The organism is Burkholderia sp. AcTa6-5 (genome assembly GCF_017815075.1).
Lineage (GTDB): Bacteria > Pseudomonadota > Gammaproteobacteria > Burkholderiales > Burkholderiaceae > Burkholderia > Burkholderia sola.
The window spans coordinates 319,706-339,871 of record NZ_JAGIQE010000005.1 but is presented as its reverse complement, the minus strand read 5'-3'; the positions used below and the strand labels follow the sequence as shown (position 1 = coordinate 339,871).

The 20,166-nt window shown below is 66.9% G+C and carries 21 protein-coding genes; 14 read left to right on the top strand and 7 right to left on the bottom strand.

The window, feature by feature from the left end:
- Positions 1–59: 59 nt before the first annotated feature.
- On the bottom strand, positions 60–512 hold the full coding sequence (locus J8I33_RS09980) for a lipocalin-like domain-containing protein (protein ID WP_050015533.1): 453 nt from the start codon (positions 510–512) through the stop codon (positions 60–62).
- Positions 513–682: 170 nt separating this feature from the next.
- Here J8I33_RS09980 and J8I33_RS09975 point away from each other — a divergent pair, with 170 nt between their 5' ends.
- The 6 genes from J8I33_RS09975 (at position 683) to J8I33_RS09950 (ending at position 7,417) form a co-directional block, all read left to right on the top strand.
- A complete protein-coding gene (locus J8I33_RS09975) occupies positions 683–2,275 on the top strand; it encodes an ABC-F family ATPase (RefSeq protein ID WP_050015532.1) in 1,593 nt (530 codons plus the stop codon).
- A gap of 233 nt (positions 2,276–2,508) precedes the next feature.
- Positions 2,509–3,258, top strand: a complete 750-nt coding sequence (locus J8I33_RS09970; protein WP_209935173.1) for an FkbM family methyltransferase — start codon at positions 2,509–2,511, stop codon at positions 3,256–3,258.
- Positions 3,259–4,257 (top strand): phosphotransferase, encoded by a 999-nt coding sequence (locus tag J8I33_RS09965; RefSeq protein WP_209935169.1) that lies wholly within the window; start codon positions 3,259–3,261, stop codon positions 4,255–4,257. It abuts the gene before it with no gap.
- Between the two features lies 1 nt (position 4,258).
- Positions 4,259–5,137 (top strand): 4Fe-4S cluster-binding domain-containing protein, encoded by an 879-nt coding sequence (locus tag J8I33_RS09960; protein WP_209935162.1) that lies wholly within the window; start codon positions 4,259–4,261, stop codon positions 5,135–5,137.
- Positions 5,134–6,201, top strand: a complete 1,068-nt coding sequence (locus J8I33_RS09955; RefSeq protein WP_209935160.1) for an asparagine synthase-related protein — start codon at positions 5,134–5,136, stop codon at positions 6,199–6,201. The genes J8I33_RS09960 and J8I33_RS09955 overlap by 4 nt, the downstream gene beginning before the upstream one ends.
- 7 nt (positions 6,202–6,208) lie before the next feature.
- Positions 6,209–7,417: a glycosyltransferase gene (locus tag J8I33_RS09950; RefSeq protein WP_209935153.1), complete on the top strand. Its 1,209-nt coding sequence runs from the start codon at positions 6,209–6,211 to the stop codon at positions 7,415–7,417.
- On the opposite strand, the gene J8I33_RS09945 is transcribed toward J8I33_RS09950, so the two are convergent.
- Positions 7,374–8,063 (bottom strand): CmcI family methyltransferase, encoded by a 690-nt coding sequence (locus J8I33_RS09945; RefSeq protein ID WP_124556876.1) that lies wholly within the window; start codon positions 8,061–8,063, stop codon positions 7,374–7,376. The genes J8I33_RS09950 and J8I33_RS09945 overlap by 44 nt on opposite strands.
- Between J8I33_RS09945 and J8I33_RS09940 the strand changes: the two genes are divergently transcribed.
- Positions 8,062–9,054: a phosphotransferase gene (locus J8I33_RS09940; protein ID WP_209935147.1), complete on the top strand. Its 993-nt coding sequence runs from the start codon at positions 8,062–8,064 to the stop codon at positions 9,052–9,054. The genes J8I33_RS09945 and J8I33_RS09940 overlap by 2 nt on opposite strands.
- Here the strand turns inward: J8I33_RS09940 and J8I33_RS09935 are convergent.
- The 3 genes from J8I33_RS09935 to J8I33_RS09925 form a co-directional block, all read right to left on the bottom strand.
- Positions 9,051–9,647 carry a polysaccharide deacetylase family protein gene (locus tag J8I33_RS09935; protein ID WP_209935141.1) on the bottom strand — a complete coding sequence of 199 codons (597 nt, stop codon included), beginning with the start codon at positions 9,645–9,647 and terminating at the stop codon, positions 9,051–9,053. The genes J8I33_RS09940 and J8I33_RS09935 overlap by 4 nt on opposite strands.
- A 16-nt stretch (positions 9,648–9,663) precedes the next feature.
- Entirely contained in the window at positions 9,664–10,215 is a 552-nt protein-coding gene (locus J8I33_RS09930) for a hypothetical protein (protein WP_209935259.1), read from the bottom strand.
- A gap of 210 nt (positions 10,216–10,425) precedes the next feature.
- The gene (locus J8I33_RS09925; protein ID WP_006488152.1) at positions 10,426–10,791 is read right to left on the bottom strand and encodes a hypothetical protein; all 366 of its coding nucleotides are present in this window, start codon (positions 10,789–10,791) and stop codon (positions 10,426–10,428) included.
- A 268-nt stretch (positions 10,792–11,059) separates the two neighbouring features.
- Between J8I33_RS09925 and J8I33_RS09920 the strand changes: the two genes are divergently transcribed.
- The 3 genes from J8I33_RS09920 (at position 11,060) to J8I33_RS09910 (ending at position 14,516) form a co-directional block, all read left to right on the top strand.
- The gene (locus J8I33_RS09920) at positions 11,060–12,496 is read left to right on the top strand and encodes an aldehyde dehydrogenase family protein (protein WP_209935135.1); all 1,437 of its coding nucleotides are present in this window, start codon (positions 11,060–11,062) and stop codon (positions 12,494–12,496) included.
- 122 nt (positions 12,497–12,618) lie between these two features.
- Positions 12,619–13,809 carry a nitronate monooxygenase family protein gene (locus J8I33_RS09915; protein WP_209935129.1) on the top strand — a complete coding sequence of 397 codons (1,191 nt, stop codon included), beginning with the start codon at positions 12,619–12,621 and terminating at the stop codon, positions 13,807–13,809.
- Between the two features lie 65 nt (positions 13,810–13,874).
- Positions 13,875–14,516 carry an OmpW family outer membrane protein gene (locus tag J8I33_RS09910; protein WP_124640150.1) on the top strand — a complete coding sequence of 214 codons (642 nt, stop codon included), beginning with the start codon at positions 13,875–13,877 and terminating at the stop codon, positions 14,514–14,516.
- An 83-nt stretch (positions 14,517–14,599) separates the two neighbouring features.
- On the opposite strand, the gene J8I33_RS09905 is transcribed toward J8I33_RS09910, so the two are convergent.
- Positions 14,600–14,803 (bottom strand): DUF1289 domain-containing protein, encoded by a 204-nt coding sequence (locus J8I33_RS09905; protein WP_006493160.1) that lies wholly within the window; start codon positions 14,801–14,803, stop codon positions 14,600–14,602.
- A 361-nt stretch (positions 14,804–15,164) separates the two neighbouring features.
- Between J8I33_RS09905 and J8I33_RS09900 the strand changes: the two genes are divergently transcribed.
- The 4 genes from J8I33_RS09900 (at position 15,165) to J8I33_RS09885 (ending at position 19,247) form a co-directional block, all read left to right on the top strand.
- Positions 15,165–16,259, top strand: a complete 1,095-nt coding sequence (locus J8I33_RS09900) for a polyamine ABC transporter substrate-binding protein (protein ID WP_050015511.1) — start codon at positions 15,165–15,167, stop codon at positions 16,257–16,259.
- A gap of 86 nt (positions 16,260–16,345) precedes the next feature.
- Positions 16,346–17,506, top strand: a complete 1,161-nt coding sequence (gene potA / locus J8I33_RS09895; protein WP_050015509.1) for a polyamine ABC transporter ATP-binding protein — start codon at positions 16,346–16,348, stop codon at positions 17,504–17,506.
- Positions 17,503–18,429: an ABC transporter permease subunit gene (locus J8I33_RS09890; protein WP_050015507.1), complete on the top strand. Its 927-nt coding sequence runs from the start codon at positions 17,503–17,505 to the stop codon at positions 18,427–18,429. The genes potA and J8I33_RS09890 overlap by 4 nt, the downstream gene beginning before the upstream one ends.
- Complete coding sequence (locus J8I33_RS09885) at positions 18,426–19,247, top strand: ABC transporter permease subunit (RefSeq protein ID WP_089435094.1); 822 nt, start codon at positions 18,426–18,428, stop codon at positions 19,245–19,247. Before J8I33_RS09890 ends, J8I33_RS09885 begins: the two co-directional genes overlap by 4 nt.
- Before the next feature lie 103 nt (positions 19,248–19,350).
- Here J8I33_RS09885 and J8I33_RS09880 read toward each other — a convergent pair whose 3' ends face one another.
- The gene (locus J8I33_RS09880; protein WP_209935122.1) at positions 19,351–20,157 is read right to left on the bottom strand and encodes a sulfite exporter TauE/SafE family protein; all 807 of its coding nucleotides are present in this window, start codon (positions 20,155–20,157) and stop codon (positions 19,351–19,353) included.
- Positions 20,158–20,166 lie beyond the last annotated feature (9 nt).

Genomic DNA, 20,166 nt, shown 5'->3' with positions numbered 1-20,166 from the left:
GGCCTCGGCGTCGTTGCCGCGCCTGGCTGAGCGCCGACCGTGCTGCGCGGCCAGCGCGCTCAACGGCGGGCGCGTGCCCAGACGAGCACCGGGTCGACCTCCCGGCCGCGGATCCGCACCGGTCCGGCGGTGCCGAGCTGCAGCCGGTCGCCGTCCAGGCTCACGACACGCTGCTGGACGTTGCCGATCCAGTTCGGATACAGGCTGACGTCCATTTCATGGGTCAACGTGCCGTCGTCGTCGACGCTAAAGGGGCCTGAATACGCGATGTAGCCGTGCGCCGCGGCCGCGCGCTCCTCGACGCTCCCGCCTTGCAGGTCGCCGTCCGCGTAGGGCGGGCGGCCGGCCGCCATCAGTTGCGCGGACATGTAGCCGTCGGGCGTGTACAGGATCCAGCCGCGCGCGTCGCGGCCGAGCGGATAGGTAACGGTGCTCCCGTCGCGCGGGCGGATTTCGTACGACACGAGGCGCCATGCGCCGACGAGTTGTTCGCGAAGCTGGCTGGCGAGCATGCGGGATTCCGGTGAGACGGCGGTGACGCGCGTGCCGTCATGTTGACGGGCCGGCGGGCGGCCGGCGGGAGGGCCGGGAATACGCTGCCGGGGCGGGGCGGTCGGCAGTTTCTCCGACACCTGCTAAAATACACGGTTTTCCGTCGATTTCTCTCTTAACGGGACCTGCCGTGCTTTCTACTGCCAACATCACGATGCAATTCGGGCCGAAGCCCTTGTTCGAGAATATCTCGGTCAAATTCGGCGAGGGCAACCGCTACGGTCTGATCGGCGCGAACGGCTGTGGCAAGTCGACCTTCATGAAGATCCTCGGCGGCGACCTCGAGCCGAGCGCCGGCAACGTCGCGCTGGAGCCGAACGTCCGCCTCGGCAAGCTGCGCCAGGACCAGTTCGCGTACGAAGACGTGCGCGTGCTCGACGTCGTGATGATGGGCCATACCGAGATGTGGGCCGCGATGACCGAGCGTGACGCGATCTACGCGAACCCGGACGCCACCGACGACGACTACATGCACGCGGCCGAGCTCGAAGGCAAGTTCGCCGAATACGGCGGCTACGACGCCGAAGCACGCGCGGGTGCGCTGCTGCTCGGCATCGGCATCGAGGAGAAGTTCCACAACGGCACGATGGCCGACGTCGCACCGGGCTGGAAGCTGCGCGTGCTGCTCGCGCAGGCGCTGTTCTCGAAGCCGGACGTGCTGTTGCTCGACGAACCGACCAACAACCTCGACATCAACTCGATTCGTTGGCTCGAGCAGACGCTCAACGAGTACAACTCGACGATGATCATCATCTCGCACGATCGTCACTTCCTGAATTCGGTATGCACGCACATGGCCGACATGGACTTCGGCACGCTGAAGGTCTGGCCGGGCAACTACGACGACTACATGCTCGCATCGGCACAGGCGCGCGAGCGCCAGGCCGCGGCGAATACGCGTGCGAAGGAACGCGTGGCCGAACTGCAGGACTTCGTGCGCCGCTTCTCGGCGAACAAGTCGAAGGCGCGCCAGGCCACCAGCCGCGCGAAGCAAATCGACAAGATCAAGATCGAGGAATTCAAGCCGTCGTCGCGCCAGAATCCGTTCATCCGTTTCGAGTTCGAGAAGAAGCTGCACAACGTCGCGGTGGTCGCCGAAGAGATCACGAAGAAGTACGAGCGCACGATCTTCCAGAACTTCAACCTGTCGGTGCAGCCGGGCGAGCGCATCGCGATCATCGGCGAGAACGGCGCGGGCAAGACGACGCTGCTGCGTTCGCTGCTCGGCGCGCTGCCGCTCGATCACGGCACGGTGAAGTGGTCCGAGAACGCGAACGTCGGCTACATGCCGCAGGACACGTACGAGGAATTCCCGAACGACATCACGCTGATGGACTGGATCGACCAGTACCGCAAGGACGGCGACGACGAAACAATGGTGCGCGGCACGCTGGGCCGCCTGCTGTTCTCGTCGGACGACATCAGGAAGTCGGTGAAGGTGCTGTCGGGCGGCGAGAAGGGCCGCATGATCTGGGGCAAGCTGATGCTCGGCCGCCACAACGTGCTGCTGATGGACGAGCCGACCAACCACATGGACATGGAGTCGATCGAGTCGCTGCAGATCGCGCTCGAGCAGTTCGAAGGCACGCTGATTTTCGTGTCGCACGACCGTGAGTTCGTGAGCGGGCTGGCGAACCGGATCATCGAAGTGAAGACGGACGGGACGCTGTTCGACTTCGGTGGGAATTACGAGGAGTTCCTGACGAGTCAGGGGCAGGAGTAAGTGTCCTGAGGTTTCCTCCGGTCGTGAGTCGAGCTTAAGCATCACCACACGGAGCGAGCCGCCAGAAGCGCTACAGGCCCGCATCGACAGCAATGTCGATGCGGGCTTTTTCATTTCCCCGCGGCCAAACCCCGCCACGCGGCGCTTTCCAGTTTCCTCCGCGTAATCGACTTCAGGTAAATTACCCACCCAACGCCCCCATCATTCCCCATTTCACCCCGGAGCCGCCCTCGATGCAGGACCATCCTCTCCCGCTCGACCTGTCCGGCCTTGCGCCCAGCCTGTACGCACAGGGCGCCGAGGAGGGCATCCTGTCGCGCCTGATGGAGCGCCTCACACCGACCAACCGCTTCTGCGTCGATATCGGCGCAAGCGACGGCCTGCGCAACAGCAACACCGCGCGGCTGCTGCGCGAACAGGATTGGGCCGGCGTACTCGTGGAAGGCAGCGCATACCGGTTCGGCAAGCTTGCCGCGCACTACGCGGGCGCGGAGCGCGTCCGCCTGCACCACGATCGCGTGCAGCCCGATACGGTCGATCAACTGCTCGCCGATGCGAACGTACCGACCGATTTCGATCTGCTGTCGATCGACATCGACGGCAACGACTACTGGGTGTGGCGCGGCATGCAAGCGTTCCAGCCGCGCATCGTCGTGATCGAATACAACCCGTACTACACGCCGCCCGAGCGCTGGGTCATGTGCTTCAATCCGGACCACGAATGGGACGGCTCGACCTATTACGGCGCGAGCCTCGAATCGCTCGTGCACCTCGGCCGCCAGAAAGGCTATGAACTCGTCTGCTGCGACGACATGGGCAACAACGCGTTCTTCGTACGGCACGACCTCTACCCGCTGCTCGGCATCGCGAACAACGATCCGTCGGTGTTGTTCCGGCCGGCGATGTACAAGCTGCGCTACGTCGGACACAACACGTTCCTGACCGGTCATCCGTATCGGCACGGGCCGGCCGAGCATATCTGAATGGATTCGCTCGCCGTCACCTTCGACGAGATTCGCGACGCCTACGGGCTCGATCGCGGCGGGCCGCCGACGCAAGTCAGTGAGCGGGTGTGGCATCTGCCGGCTGACAGCGGCGCGGGCGTGGCGGTCAAGCTCTATGCGCTCGAACACCATGCGCGTGCGGTCAAGGAAACCGCTGTCCTCACGCATCTCGAAACGCACGGCGATACTCGCTTCCACGTGCAGACGCTGAAGCGCACGACGTCCGGCGAATCGCTTTGGTCAGGACAACATTCCCATGCGATGCTGACGCGCTGGGAAGCCGGGCAATTCAAAACCTACGATACGTTTTCGCCAGCCGAATGGGGTGCGCTCGGCGCGAGCCTGGCCGCGTTGCACGTGAGCCTCGAACGACTGCACCTGCCGTCGCTCGATACGATCCGCGCACGGTTGACCTCGATCGACGCGGACGCGGTGCGCCGCAGTCTGCTGGATGCACTTGATCGAGCCGATGCGAACGCCGCCGACGCCACGAACCTGCGCCGCTACGTCGATCTCGCGCTACGCATGCTCGACCGCTACTATCCCGGCAGCATCGATGCGTTTCCGGCCGACGATCCGCAGCACCCGATCCACAACGACTACAACCAGTTCAACTATCTGTTCACGGGCACGCTGCCGCCGTTGATCGTCGACTGGGAAGCGTCGATCGGCGCGCCGCGCGAATACGAACTGGTGCGCTGCCTGAATCATTTGCCGCTGGAGGCACCGCACCTCGCGCAAGCGTTCGTGCGTGCGTACCTGCGCGTGCGGCCGGCAAACCCGGCGTACATCGCGTGGGCGGTCGATGCCGCATGCGTGCAGCACGCGCTCAAGCTGTGGATCGTACAAGGCTGGCTCGACGATCCGTCGCGCTTCGCGTCGCACCTGAACGGCGCGATGACGATGGCGTCCGCGATGGTGGACGCGCGTGACCGTCTGATCGATTTCTTTTCCCGCTGCATGGAAACAGGAAGCTGATGTGAGTGCGAATCCGAACGAGATCCCGAATCCGCTGCGCGCCGGCGAGCGGCAGCATGTGTTTCCGCCGCCGCTGGATCGCGATTACCGCGTCGAGGACGGGCGCGTCCAGACGCGCTCGTTGGAAGCACATATCGTCGATCACTGCAACCTGACCTGTGCGGAATGCTGCTCGCTGTCGCCGCTGCTGCCCGAGTGGTACGCGAGTCCCGAATCGATCGAAGCCGATCTGCGCAAGGCCGCGAAGGTGTTGCGCCCGCGCATGTTCAAGCTGGTCGGCGGCGAACCGTTGCTGCATCCGGCGCTCGTCGAACTCGTCGAGCGCGTGCGCGGCACCGGCATCGCGCCCGTGATCTCGGTCACGACGAACGGCCTGAAGCTCGGCGAGATGCCCGACGCGTTCTGGCAGGCAGTGGATGCGCTGACGATCTCGCGCTATCCGAAACCCGCGCTTTCCGCCGACCTGATCGCGCATGTCGAGCATCAGGCCGCGCGCTTCGACGTGCGGCTGAACTGGAAGGTGCAGAACGTGTTCACGACGATGAACCGTGCGCGGCCCGGCACGGATCGCGATGAAGTCCGACGCCTGTATCACGATTGCTGGATCCGCGAGCGCTGCCATATGATTCGCGACGGCATGTTCTACACGTGCACGCGTCCCGCGCACTTCCACACGCTGTACAAGGGCGAGAAGGATTTTCAGGCCGACGGCCTGGCACTGCGCGACGACGCGGGCATGCTCGACGCGATGCTTGCCTATCTGCAACGCGAGACGCCGCTCGAAGCCTGTCTGCATTGCCAGGGCGGCAGCGCGCCGGTGGCGCCGCATCGCATCCTGAAACGCATTGAAGTGAACACCTTGAAGGCTCGTTATCCATGATCGTCGGCACGCGCGACCCGTTCGGTTTCGATCGTCTGCACTACCATCCGCGCAGCGGCGTGTCGGCGTCCGGCATCCGCGCGGTATTGCGGGCGTCGGGGCAACCGGCCGGCGCGCCGGACACGGCGGCCATCGCTGGCTACCTGAGCGGCGAGCGCCTCATCGGCCGCACGGTGCTGCGCGACGTGCTCGCGGTGCCGCCCGGCCACCAACTGATCCGGTCGCCACAAGGGCTGACGGTACAGCCGGCGCCCGAGCGGCCGCAGCCAGCCGATCTCGACACCGCGCTGCGCGCGTCGCTGCACCGCGCGCTCGACAGCGGCAAGCGCGTCGCGCTGGCGCTGAGCGGCGGGCTCGATTCGGCGCTGCTGCTCGCGTTGCTGCGCGAACTCGGCGCGCTGCGGCACGTGACGGCCTACATCCTCGCGACCGACATGCCCGATTACTGCGAACGCGACGCGGCGCTCGAACTCGCCGCGCAGATGCAGGCGAACGTGAAGATCGTGCGCGCGAACGAGGCCGATTTCATCGCGGCGCTGCCGAGGACGACGCACGCGGTCGAGGAGCCGATGTTCAACCTGCATCCGGTCGCGAAGCTGCTGCTGGCCGACGCGATGGCGGCGGACGGCGTCGAGGTGGCGATCACCGGCGACGGCGCGGACCAGGTGTTGCGCCGCGACCGGTCGGCCAACTATCTGCCGCTGTGCCATGCGTTGTTCGACGCCGCGTCGGTCGATCTGCATCCGCCGTTCATCGACGCCGCCGTCGTCGCGCATCTGACGAGCATCGCGCCCGACCCGGACAAGCAGTGCCTGCGCGATCTCGGCGCGCGCCTGAACCTGCCGGAGCGTCTCGTGCACGGCCCGAAGCGCGGGCGGCTCGCGCCGGCGATGAATCTGGCGCCGCTGCTCGATCGCGACCGCACGCATGCGCTGGCCGACACGCTCGGCCTTGCCACACCCACTTTGCAGACGGATACCGAACGCGTGCTGTGGACGACGCTGACACTGATCCTCGATCATCTCGGTCGCCTTCATCCCGATGCCGCGCATCGCCCAACCTGAGCCGCTGATGAAACGCATCCTGTTCTGCGTGGTGCCCGAGAAGGGCCACGTCAATCCGTGCATCGGCCCGGCCCAGCATTTGCGCGCGGCCGGCTGCGACGTCGCGTTCTATGCGCCGGCCGACATCAGCGCACAGCTCGACGGCGCCGGCGACTTCGCGTTCGTCGGGCCGCGCGAGACGCCCGAGCGCCACGACCTGTCGCGCGGCGCGAGCTTCGCCGCGAACATTCGCGACGCCGACTGGCTGCGGCACTGGATCCGCACGCTGCTGATCGATCTGGCGCCCGCGCAGGTGGACGGCATCCGCGCGGTGCTGCGCGACTGGCGGCCCGACGTGGTCGTGATCGACCCGCTGCTCTATGCGGCGGCGATTGCCGCCGAGCTGGAAGGGCTGCCGTGGGTGTCGATGTCCAATTCGCTGAATCCGGTGCTGCCCGACGATCTCGATTCGGAACTGCTGCGCACGGTGCGATGGCTCGCACCGGAACGCACGCGCCTGTTCGCGCGCTACGGCCTCGACGCACGCTTTCGCGGTTGCGACGTGCTGTCGCCGCACCTGACGCTCGCGTTCACGACCGACGCGCTGGTCGGCACGCCGCCGCGCGGTGTCGATCTGGTCGGCCCCGCGATGCCGTCGGGCCCGCGCGGCGACGAGACGGCATTTCCATGGGAGCGCCTGGACGCGGATCGTCCGCTCGTCTACATGTCGCTCGGCAGCCAGCTTTACTACCACCCGGAGGTGTTCGCGAAGGTCATCGACGCGACGCGCGCGAGCGCCGCGCAACTGGTGCTGTCGGTCGGCGAACTGGTCGATTCGGATCTGCTGCCGGCCGGCGACGAACGCGTGATCGCGGTGCGTTACGCACCGCAACTGGCGCTGCTGCGGCGCACGCATGCGTTCGTCAGCCACGGCGGCGCGAATTCGGTGATGGAGTCGCTCGCGTGCGGCGTGCCGATGCTGCTGTCGCCGTTCTGCAACGACCAGTTCCATTCGGCGCACTTCGTCGAGCGGGCCGGCGCGGGTTGCGTGCTCGATCTGCGGCAGGCCGGTATCGCGGCCATTACCGGCGCGCTCGAACGCCTGTTGCGTGCGGGATCGTTGCGCGAACAGGCGGCGCGGATCCGCGACAGCTATGCCGCGTGCGACGGCTCCGCGCAAGCGGCCCGCCTGGTCAGCGCACTCGCTTCAGGAAGCCGCCTGGCGACAGCGTCATGAGCACGCGGTCCTCGATGTCGTGATCGATTTCGAACCGGTCGTCGCGGGCGAGAAATTCGCGTGTGGCGGTGGCCGGGTTGTTGCCGCGGCCGTACGGCTTGCCGTCGAACATCGACTCGGGCAGGTACTCCATGATGGTGTCCATCACGATCGCGTAGCTGCCGGGCGTCACGAACGGCGCATAGCATTCGAGTTCGCGCAGCACGTGCGCGTGCGTATGCGTGAGATCGAGGATCGCCATCACGCGCGCGCCGTCGTGGATCTGCGCCCGCACCGAGGCGAGCGTGTCGGCCGCGCACGATTCGCCTTCGATCAGCATCATGCGATGGGCGAGCCGGTGCGATTGCAGGCGCTGGCGAACCTCGTCGCGCAGGCGCGGTTCGATCGCGACGACGCGGCCCTCGGTGCCCGCCAGTTCCAGCATCGACGCGGTGAACACCACGCCGCCGCCCGCCGCGATGCCGGTCTGCACGATGCAGTCGGGGCGCTCGCGCCAGATCAGTTCCTGGAGCGCGAGCATGTCGCCGGGTAGATGGAAGAAGCGCTCGCCGAGCCAGCGGGTCTGGAACAGATGGCCGAATTCGCCGGCGCGCGTCAGCCATTCGATGTTGATGTCCCGCATGCGGGCCGAAGGACGCTCTGACATGGTCGATGCAACGAGTAGGAGTGACGTGAAAACGCTGGAACCGTGGCTTCACCGGTACTGGGACATCGGCCCGGCGCGCCTGCACGCGCTGGCGTCGGGCCATACTAACAAAACCTATCTCGTCGAGTGCGATGCGGGGCGGACGGTGTTGCGCGTGTCGTGGGCCGGGAAGCCGGTCGCGCAGATGCGGCGCGAGGCGTCGATACTCGCGCGTCTCGGCGAGGCGCGCATGGCGTCGACGCTGCCCGCGCTGCCGCGGCTGCGGCCGACCGTCGACGCGCAAACCGGCGTGCAGACGTCCGACGGAAGCTGGTTGCATCTGTTCGAGCATATCGACGGCCGTCCCGGTTTGCCGGACGACCGGCACGCGGGAGCGATCGATGCGATGCGCACGCTCGCGCATCTGCATACGGCGCTGGCCGCGATCCCCGCGAGCGAAGCGGCGCCGCTCGCATGGCTGTCCGCACGTCATGCACGCGTGGCGGCGCGCGCGATGCCGTCGCTGCCAGCCGACTTGCACGACGACTACGACACGGTGATCCGGCGCATCGGCACGCATCTCGACGCGGCGGCGGCGTGGCTCACGGGGCCCGTGCAGTGGCTGCACGGCGACTATCACGCGGGCAACCTGCTGTATGTGGACAACGCGGTGAACGGCGTGCTGGATTTCGACGATGTGGGGCAGGGCGCGCAATGGCTCGAGGCGGCCTTCGCGTCGTTCGCGCTGTCGCGCGATGCGGGTCGGGACGACGGCTTCGTATTCGACCGCGGGCGATGGACGGCCTGCTTGCACATTTATATGGCGACGCGGCCGGATGCGGCGCCCGATTGGCTGCGCGACAACCACGACACGCTGACGACGCTGTTCTGCGCGGACCAGTCGCTGATCCATCTCGAAGCCGCGCAGCGCGGGCTGTGGATGCCGGGGCCCGGCATCGGTTTCCTCGGCGGCTGGCGCCGGTTGCTGGACGGGGCGGTGCCGGCGGGTTAGCGGGGCGGCGCGTCGGCGCGCTGCCGGTTCAGGAACAGCCGCACGGCTTCGACCGTGTTGGGCCGCGCGTCGCCGTGCCGCGATCCGTCGTGCAGGCAGAACAGTACGTCGCGATGCTGCGCCGTGCACGCGTCGACATGCGCGCACATCGCGTCGAACAGCGCTTGCGACGAGGGCGCCGGCCGTTGCCAGTCGTCCAGTATCGCGGTCCAGCTCGTGTGTTCGCGTTGCAGGCGCGCGAGCACGGCGGCGCGATCGTCGTGCGGCATCAACCCGTACGGCAGCCGCAGCGGGATCGCGTCCGGCGCGGCAACGCCGGCGCGGCGATACACATCGCGAATCAGCGCATCGGTCATGTCGATTTCGTCGATCAGTGCGGCGTCCGCGAGCGCGCCCGGCTTCGCGTGCGAATAGGTGTGGTTGCCGAGCCGGTGGCCTTCGCGCGCGATGCTCGTTGCGACGCCGAGCGCGCCCGCCAGATGCTTGCCGAGCACGAAGAAGGTCGCCGTGCACGACGCATCGCGCAGGACGTCGAGCAGCGCGGGCGTCGAGGGCCCGGGGCCGTCGTCGAAACTGAAATGAATGGATGTCATCGGTTGCCCGGGCCGCTCACTGAACTGGCTCGATGGCCAGTGGGCACGTGCCGACCGGACGCAGCCGGGTGCCGGTCCATTCGTAGAAGAATCGGGCCGCTTTCGCATTGCCGTCGCCGCAATCGTCGTTGAAGCAGCCGGCGACGATCAGCAGCCTGCTGCCGGCACGGAAGTCGACGCGCTCGTCGTCGTTGCCCATCACGCCCGAGACGGCCGTCACGCCGGGCATCGTGTACGTCGCGCCCGTGTCCTTGTCGACGATCGCGAAATTTCGGCAATCCGTTCCGCAACCCCAGATCGCGACGCGGTAGTGACCGGCAAAGTTGGCCGGTTGCGCGAACGCGTCACGAATAACGGTGCGATAGAGGCGCGCTTCGTGGCTGGTGAGCCGAGGCGCGGCAGCCGGTTTGCGCGGCGCGCGGGCGGCGGCGGCCGGTGCCGGGTAACGGTCGAACGCAGGCGATGCACAGGCCGCGGCCGCCGTGGCTGCGGGCGCAGCACCGGCGGCGCCGGCCGTCAGTGCGGCCGATGCGCCGGCGATCAGCAGAAGTCGATGGGCGAGCGCCACGCGAGTGTCTTTCATGGTCGAGATCGAGGTCGGGCCGCGGCGGCCGAATGGCCGGCGGCGACGATTGTATGACGCTTCGCGCGTGCGGGCGCCGGGGCAGCGCGCATGCACCGTACCCCGACAATCGTTCCGGCCGTGACGGTCGTCACGGCGAAAGGGCGTCGCGCCCGGCGACACCGCGACTCGCGCACCGGGCGGCGCCGGCGCCGCTCAATCGGCCAGCCGCTTGTCGGCGAGCGCCTTGCAGCAGTCCTCGTACACCCACTGCACGAGTTTGGCCCGATAGTCGAGATCGTCGGTATCGACGATTTCCTCGACCGCGTCGCGCGCCCACGACGCGTCGACGAAGCCCGCATGCCGCTTCGCGATGTCCTGCGCGAGCGCCGCGAGCCGCGCGACCGAGAGCCAGTCGGCCTGGCGGTGATGGCGGTCGAGCCAGCGGTGCGCGGCCTGGACCTGGAACGCGGCGTCCGGCCAGGATTCGTTCAGGTAAAACGCGCCGAGGTTGCCGCAGGTGAGCCAGCAAAGCAGCTCCAGGCGGTCTTGCGAGCCGAGGGTATGGGATGCGTCGGACATGGCAGCGCTCACGAAGTGCGTCGATTCCGGGCGGCGCCGGCCGCAACGGGCCGATGCCGATACTAAAAACATAGCACGATGCGGGCCCGGCCGCGCACCCGGGCGGATGCCGACGTGACGGCGGCCCGAAGCGTGCGGCGCCGGCCGTGCGCGGCGCGCGGCGGAGCACCGGCGCTAGGGCGCGCCGGTCCTTTCGAATGGCTGTCATTCGTCACACCAGCCACCGAAACGCTCGCTAGAATGGCGGCTTCCCTGGAGGCGGAACACGATGAAAATCTACGACCAGTTCTACATCGACGGCGCGTGGCGCAAACCGGCCGGCGCCGGCGCGATCGACGTGATCGATTCGGGCACCGAAGCCGTGATCGGCCGGATTCCCGAGGGCGTCGCGTCCGACGCGCAGGACGCGATCCGCGCGGCGCGCGCGGCCTTCGACGCGTGGGCGGCCACGCCGGCCGCGACGCGCGCGGGCTATCTGCGCAAGATCGTCGAGCATCTGCAGGCGCGCAGCGAGGAACTCGCGCAGTCGATCACCGGCGAAGTCGGCATGCCGATCAAGCTGTCGCGCGCGATCCAGGTCGGCGGCCCGGTCTACAACTGGAAGGCGTACGCGAAGCTCGCCGAATCGTTCGAATTCGAGGCGCGGGTCGGCAATTCGCTGGTGGTGCGCGAGCCGGTCGGCGTCGTCGCGGCGATCACGCCGTGGAACTATCCGCTCAACCAGATCACGCTGAAGGTCGCGCCGGCGCTCGCGGCCGGCTGCACGGTGGTGCTGAAGCCGTCTGAAGTCGCGCCGCTCAACGCGTTCATGCTCGCCGAAGCGATCCACGAAGCCGGGCTGCCGGCCGGCGTGTTCAACCTCGTGTGCGGGTATGGCCCGGTCGTCGGCGAGGTGCTGGTCACCGATCCGGACGTCGACATGGTGTCGTTCACCGGCTCGACGCGCGCGGGCAAGCGCGTGGCCGAGCTGGCGGCCGCGGGCGTCAAGCGCGTCGCGCTGGAGCTGGGCGGCAAGTCGGCGTCGGTGATCCTTGACGATGCCGATTTCGCGACGGCGGTGAAGGGCACGGTCAACGCGTGCTACCTGAACGCGGGCCAGACCTGCTCCGCGCATACGCGGATGCTGGTGCCTGAAGCCCGCTACGACGAAGCGCGCGAGATCGCGAAGGCCGCGGCCGAAACGTACGTCGCGGGCGACCCGCGGCAGGACACGACGCGCCTCGGCGCGCTGGCGTCGGCCGCGCAGCAGCAGCGCGTGCAGGCGTACATCCAGCGAGGCATCGACGAAGGCGCGGAACTCGTGACGGGCGGCACCGGTTTGCCGGAAGGGCTCGCGAAGGGCTTCTTCGTGAAACCGACCGTGTTCGGCCGCGTCGATCCGAAAGCGACGATCGCGCAGGAAGAGATCTTCGGGCCGGTGCTGTCGATCATCACGTATCGCGACGAAGACGAGGCCGTGCGGATCGCGAACGATTCGCCGTACGGGCTCGGCGGCGCGGTGTGGGCCGGCAGCGACGAACGCGCGATGCGCGTCGCGCGCCGCATCCGCACGGGGCAGGTCGACATCAACGGCGGCACGTGGAACGCCGCCGCGCCGTTCGGCGGCTTCAAGCAGTCGGGGCACGGCCGCGAGAACGGCGTGTACGGGCTCGAGGAATACCTCGAATACAAGTCGATGCAACTGAGGCCGGCGAAGCCGGCCTGAGCGTTTCATCCCGCATGACCGCGCAACGGCACGCTCGCGTGCCGTTTTTTATTGACGGCCGTCAAGGTGCGCGGCGGTGGATCGTCGATCATCGCGATTTCGATGTTCCGACGAGGTTTCAGATGACCGTACGCACTTCCTTTCCGCCGCTGACGATCCGCGGCCGCACCTTGCTGCCGGTCGTGCAGGGCGGCATGGGCGTCGGCATCTCCGCGCACCGGCTGGCGGGCAGCGTCGCGCGCGAAGGCGCGGTCGGCACGATCGCGAGCATCGACCTGCGTCACCATCATGCGGACCTGCTCGCGCGTTGCCGCGCGCACCCCGATCGCGCGACGCTCGAGGCGGCGAACCTCGACGCGCTCGCGCGCGAGATCCGTCTCGCGAAGACGTACAGCGAAGGGCGCGGGATGATCGCGGTCAACGTGATGAAGGCGGTGAGCGCGCATGCGGACTACGTGCGGGTCGCGTGCGACGAGGGCGCGGACGCGATCGTGATGGGCGCGGGCCTGCCGCTCGATCTGCCCGATCTCACCCAAGGGCACGACATCGCGCTGATTCCGATCCTGTCGGACAGCCGCGGGATCGCGCTGGTGCTGAAGAAGTGGATGAAGAAGGGGCGGCTGCCCGATGCGATCGTGATCGAGCATCCGGCGCACGCGGGCGGCCACCTCGGCGTCACGCAGATCGACGACATGCACGACGGTCGTTTCGATTTCGCGCGCGTGCTCGACGAGACCGCGCAGGTGATGGCGTCGCTCGGCCTCGCCCGCGACACGATCCCGTTGATCGTGGCCGGCGGGATCAACAGTCACGACACGGTGCGCGCGGCGCTCGCGGCCGGCGCGAACGGTGTGCAGGTGGGCACGCCGTTCGCGGTGACGGAAGAAGGCGACGCGCATCCGCACTTCAAGCGTGTGCTCGCCGATGCGACGCCCGACGACATCGTCGAATTCGTCAGCGTGACGGGGCTGCCGGCACGCGCGGTGAAGACGCCGTGGCTCGATCGTTACCTGCGCAACGAGACGCGCATTCGCAACAAGCTCGGCGCGTTCAAGCAGCGCTGCCCGACCGCGCTCGAATGCCTGAGCGTATGCGGGCTGCGCGACGGCATCGAGAAATTCGGCCACTTCTGCATCGACACGCGGCTTGCGGCCGCGCTGCGCGGCGACGTCTCGAACGGGCTGTTCTTCCGCGGCCGCGAAGCATTGCCGTTCGGCCGCGCGATCCGCAGCGTGCGCGATCTGCTCGACCTGCTGCTGACGGGCAGTGCGACCGAGCCTGCGGCAAACCGTCCCACGTTTACGCTGGCTTGACCAATATCAAGATGACGAAAAGACCCTACAGGGAGAATGGAAACCATTCTTTGGGGGTCCGTACCATGCATAAAACGATTCGAACATGTGTCACCGCAGCCGCCGTCGCGGCCAGCTTCGTCGCGATGCCGTCGCTGTCGCACGCGGCGTCGCCCGGCGACGGCATCAATCAGGGTGACGTACTGGTCCGGCTTCGCGCGATCAGCATCCAGCCGAACGAGCGCGCGAGCGACACGCTCGGCGCGATCAACACCGGCGTGAACAACGCGATCGTGCCCGAGCTCGACTTCACGTACATGATCCGCGACTACCTCGGCGTCGAACTGATCCTCGGCACGTCGCGGCATCAAATGACGTCGAGCCTCGGCAATCTCGGCGGCGTGGGCGTGCTGCCGCCGACGCTGCTGCTGCAGTATCACTTCAACCATGCGGGCAAGGTGCGTCCGTACGTCGGCGCCGGGTTGAACTACACGTACTTCTACAACAACGGGCTCAACGTCGGCGGCGAGGGCGTGTCGATCAACAAGAGCAGCTTCGGTCCGGCACTGCAGTTCGGCGTGGACGTGCAGTTGACGAAGAAGGTGTTCATGAACGTCGACGTGAAGAAGATCTGGATGAGCACCGATGCGACGCTCGGCGACAAGGGCATCGGCACGCTGCACATCGATCCGCTGATCGTCGGCATCGGCGTCGGGATGAAGTTCTAGACACGACGCGCTCGCGCGAAAGGAACAGAGTTGGGGTTGGCGGCATGGCGGTCGGCATGCCGCTCTTTTTTTGTGCAGTGGATTTACAGCTTGTCGTACTGGAAACGCATCGCGGTGCCTTCGCGCGTGATGCGCTCCCACACCGCGCGCTTTTCGTCGTCGCTCAGGAACACCCAGTTCGACACTTCGGCGGCCGTGCGGCCGCAGCCCTTGCAGACTTCGTCGAAGAGCGTCGAGCACACGCCGATGCAGGGGCTGTCGGGGAGGTCGTGAAGATTGGAGGCCATCGGGAGGGTTCGCGCAGTTGAATCGTCAGCCGCCATTTTAATGCATCGCGACGGCCCGGCCGGCCGCCGGCGCCGGGCGGACCCGCGCGCCATCCGAACGCCGCTTCGCCGCTGCCCGTTTTTCCCGGTGGACAGCCGCCGATTACCCGATAGAATTCCCCCGGAACGCCCCGCCGCACGGGCGGTTCGACCGACCGGCGGCGGGAATCTGTTCCGTTTGCGCGACACCGGCATGATTTTTTTGTGACGGGGCGCGAATGATGGTAGTTTTCGGGGTTTTCGAGGGGCGGCGCGCCAGAATGCGCCGCCATGACGAGGCAGACGGCAGCCGGGCAACGCGTCCGGCCGAAGGGAGAACGGGATGAAAGCAAAGGTAGTGGGCCGGTTCGCAGCGCTCGCGCTGTGCGTGGGGGCGTCGGCGGCAGCGGCGAAGGATACGCAGCTCAATGTCTATAACTGGTCGGACTACATTGCGAAGGACACGATCCCGAACTTCGAGAAGCAGGCGGGCGTCAAGGTTCGCTACGACAACTACGACAGCGACGACACGCTGCAGGCGAAGCTGCTGACCGGCAGCTCGGGCTACGACATCGTCGTGCCCACCAGCAACTACGCGGGCAAGCAGATCGCCGCCGGCATCTTCGCGCCGCTCGACAAGTCGAAGCTGCCGAACCTCAAGTACCTCGATCCGCAACTGATGGCGCTCGTCGCCGGCGCGGACCCGGGCAACAAGTATTCGGTGCCCTGGGCATATGGCACGACCGGCCTCGCATACAACCTGACGAAGGCGCAGCAGGCGCTCGGCAAGGTGCCGCTCGACAACTGGGACATCCTGTTCAAGCCGGAAAACCTCGCGAAGCTGAAGACCTGCGGCGTGTCGGTGCTCGACGCACCCGACCAGATGTTCGCGGCGACGCTGCACTACATCGGCAAGGATCCGATGAGCACGAACCCGGCCGACTACAAGGCCGCGATGGACGTGCTGAAGAAGATCCGTCCGTACATCACGCAATTCAACTCGTCGGGCTACATCAACGACCTGGTCGGCGGCGACATCTGCTTCGCGTTCGGCTGGTCGGGCGACGTCGTGATCGCGAAGCATCGTGCGATCGAGGCGAAGAAGCCGTACAAGGTCGAGTACTACATTCCGAAGGGCGGCGCGCCGGTGTGGTTCGACGTGATGGCGATCCCGAAGGATGCGAAGAACAAGGAAGCCGCGCTGCAGTGGATCAACTACATCGAGGATCCGAAGGTGCATGCGGCGATCACGAACGCGGTGTACTACCCGAGCGCGAACGCCGAGGCACGCAAGTACGTGCGGCCCGACGTCGCGAACGACCCGGCCGTGTATCCGCCGGCCGACGTCGTGAAGACGCTGTTCCTGCTCAAGCCGCTGCCGCCTGAAATCCAGCGTCTGCAGACGCGTCTGTGGACCGAGCTGAAGTCGGGCCGCTGACGCGAGCCGAAGTGAACCCGCAGTCATGAAGCCCCTGGTGCCCCCGGGGGCTTTGTTCGTCTAACGCAGGAGAGAAGCAGCACATCATGAATAGCCAGTCGGGCGCGCCGGTCGCGGGCGCGCCGTTCTCCGTTTCCTCCTCCGGCGCCGATGCGCGCGCCGAGAACTTTGTCCAGATCGTCGACGTCGTCAAGAAATTCGGCGACACCGAAGCCGTGCGCAGCGTCAACCTGACCGTGCGCCAGGGCGAGCTGTTCGCGCTGCTCGGCAGCTCGGGCTGCGGCAAGTCGACGTTGCTGCGGATGCTCGCGGGCCTCGAGACGGTCACGTCGGGCAAGATCCTGATCGACGGCGAGGACCTCGCGCAGATGCCGCCGTACAAGCGGCCCGTGAACATGATGTTCCAGTCGTATGCGCTGTTCCCGCACATGTCGGTCGAGTCGAACGTCGCGTTCGGGCTGAAGCAGGAAGGCACGCCGAAGGCCGAGCTGAAGGCGCGCGTCGCTTCCGCGCTCGAACTCGTGCAGATGGGCAAGTATGCGAAGCGCAAGCCACATCAGTTGTCCGGCGGCCAGCAGCAGCGCGTCGCGCTCGCGCGCTCGCTGGTCAAGCGCCCGAAGTTGCTGCTGCTCGACGAGCCGATGTCCGCGCTCGACAAGCAGATCCGCCAGCGCACGCAGATCGAACTCGTCAACATCCTGAACAAGGTCGGCGTCACCTGCATCATGGTCACGCACGACCAGGAAGAGGCGATGACGATGGCGAACCGCCTCGCGGTGATGAGCGAAGGGCAGATCGTGCAGATCGGCTCGCCGAACGAAGTGTACGAATACCCGAACAGCCGCTTCTCGGCCGAATTCATCGGCTCGACGAACCTGTTCGACGGCGTGACGGTCGAGGACGAACCCGATCACGTGTACATCGAATCGCCGGAACTGCCGAGCCGGCTGTACGTGAGCCACGGGATCTCGGGCCCGCTCGGGATGCCGGTCACGGTGTCGGTGCGCCCCGAGCGGATCGCGCTCACGCGCAAGCCGCCCGAAGGCGCGTTCAACTGGGCGCGCGGCCGGATCAGCAACGTCGCGTACATGGGCGGCTATTCGCTGTATCACGTGAAGCTCGACGGGGGCAAGACGGTGATCGCGAACGTGTCGAGCCTCGCGATTTCCGAACTCGACACGCCGGTGCTCGCCGACGAGATCTACGTGCGCTGGAGCGCGACCGCCGGCGTGGTGCTGACGTCATGAACGCGTTCAAGTCCCTGCTCGAGTGGCCGGTGCGGCGCTTCAACCTGACGGGCGCCACGGCGGTCGTGGCCGGGCCGTTCACGTGGCTCGTGCTGTTCTTCCTCGTGCCGTTCGTGCTGGTCGTGAAGATCAGCTTCGCGGAGCTGCAGCTCGGCATCCCGCCGTATACGGAGCTCGCGTCGTACGCCGACGGCGTCGTGCACGTCGCGCTGAACCTGTCGCACTACGCGTTCCTGTTCACGGACAGCCTGTATTTCGCGACCTACGTGAACTCGGTGTGGGTCGCCGCGATCACGACGCTGCTGTGTTTGCTGCTCGGCTATCCGATGGCGTATTACATCGCGCGCTCGAACCCGGCCACCCGCAACCTGCTGATGATGGGCGTGATGCTGCCGTTCTGGACGTCGTTCCTGATCCGCGTGTATGCCTGGATCGGGATCCTGAAGAACAACGGGCTCCTGAACAACTTCCTGATGTGGATCGGGCTCACGCATACGCCGATCGAGCTGTACCGCACGAACTATGCGGTGTACATCGGGATGGTGTATTCGTACCTGCCGTTCCTCGTGATGCCGCTCTACGCGCACCTCGTGAAGATGGACCTGCGCCTGCTCGAAGCCGCGTACGACCTCGGCGCGAAGCCGTGGAAGGCGTTCGTGCAGATCACGCTGCCGCTGTCGAAGAACGGGATCATCGCGGGCTGCCTGCTGGTGTTCATCCCGGCGGTCGGCGAGTACGTGATTCCGGAGCTGCTCGGCGGCGCGAATACGCTGATGATCGGCCGCGTGATGTGGAACGAGTTCTTCAACAACGCGGACTGGCCGATGGCGTCTGCCGTGACCTGCGCGATGGTGCTGCTGCTGCTCGTGCCGATGGCGATGTTCCAGCACTTCCAGGCGAAGGAACAGGGAGGCCGTCGATGAAGCCGAATCGCTACCTGCAGTTCGCGGCGTTGTTCGTCGGCTTCGCGTTCCTGTACATCCCGATCATCAGCCTGATCGTCTATTCGTTCAACGAGTCGAAGCTCGTCACCGTGTGGTCGGGTTTCTCGTTCCGCTGGTATGAGGCGCTCGTCGAGGACGACGAGTTGCTGACGGCCGCGTGGCTGTCGCTGAAGATCGGCGTGCTGACCGCGTTCGCGTCGGTGTTCATCGGCACGTGGGCCGGCTTCGTGCTCGCGCGGATGGGCCGCTTTCGCGGCTTCGCGCTGTTCAGCGGGATGATCAACGCGCCGCTCGTGATCCCCGAGGTGATCCAGGGGATCTCGCTGCTGCTGCTGTTCATCGAGCTCGCGAAGTGGATCGGCTGGCCGGCCGAGCGCGGCGTGTTCACGATCTGGCTCGGCCACGTGATGCTGTGCATCTCGTACGTCGCGATCATCGTGCAGTCGCGCGTGCGCGAGCTGAATCCGTCGCTGGAAGAAGCCGCGCTCGATCTCGGCGCGACGCCGCTGAAGGTGTTCTTCACGATTACGCTGCCGCTGATCTCGCAGGCGCTGATCGCGGGCTGGCTGCTGTCGTTCACGCTGTCGATCGACGACCTCGTGCTGTCGGCGTTCCTGTCGGGCCCCGGCTCGACGACGCTGCCGCTCGTCGTGTTCTCGCGCGTGCGCCTCGGGCTGAACCCGGAGATGAACGCGCTCGCGACGCTGTTCATCATCGCGGTGACGGCCGGCGTCGTGATCGCGAACTTCGTGATGCTGCGTCAGGAACGCAAGCGGATGGCGGGGTTTGCGGCCTGATACGGCGGTTGTGGCCTTCAAGAAAAACGCCCGGTGCCGACGACGAGTCGGCCCGGGCGTTTTGTTTGGCGGCGCGTAACGATCGCCGGCCCATCGCCGGCGTTTATGCGCCGAGCGCCGCCTTCGCCAGCAATCCCAGCGCGACGCAGACGAGCACGGCCGCGAACCCGGCCTGCACGTGCCGCGCGGCGAGGTGGCGCGACGCGCCGCGGCCGGCGGCCATGCCGAGCGCGGTCGCGACGCTGAACCACAGCGTCACGTCGAGCGGCGCGCGCGTGCCCGACACGAGCGTCGCGAACACGCCGCCGGTACCGACCAGCGCGATCACCATCAGCGACGTCGCGACCACCCCATGCATCGACACGTTCGTGAACTTGCGCAGCATCGGCACGATCACGAAGCCGCCGCCGACACCGAGCAATCCCGTCATCAGGCCCGTGACCGCGCCGGTCGACGCCAGCGCGATGCCCACGGGCCACGACCACACGAGCCGGCCCGTATCGGGATTCACGCGGCCGACGCACAGCGGCGACGCGTCCGCGTCGGTCGTCTGCCGCCGCAGCGCCTGTCGTAGCAGGCGGCTGGCGACGACCAGCATCGTCAGCGCGAACAACGTGAGCAGCAGGCGCTGCGGCAGTACGTGCGCGAGTCGCACGCCGAGCGTGGTCAGCGGCACGCCGGCCACGGCCATCAGCAGCGCCGCGCGATAGCGCACGAGCCCGCGGCGGAAGCCTTCGAGCGCGCCGAGCGCGGCGCTGCCGGCTACCGCGACGAGCGCGACCGGCGTCGCTTGCTGCATCGGCCAGCTCATCCCGACGACGAGGGCCGGCACCGCGAGAATGCCGCCGCCGGCGCCGGTCAGGCCGAGCACGGCACCGACGAAGCCGCCGAGTACGAGGGAAATCAGCATGACGTCATC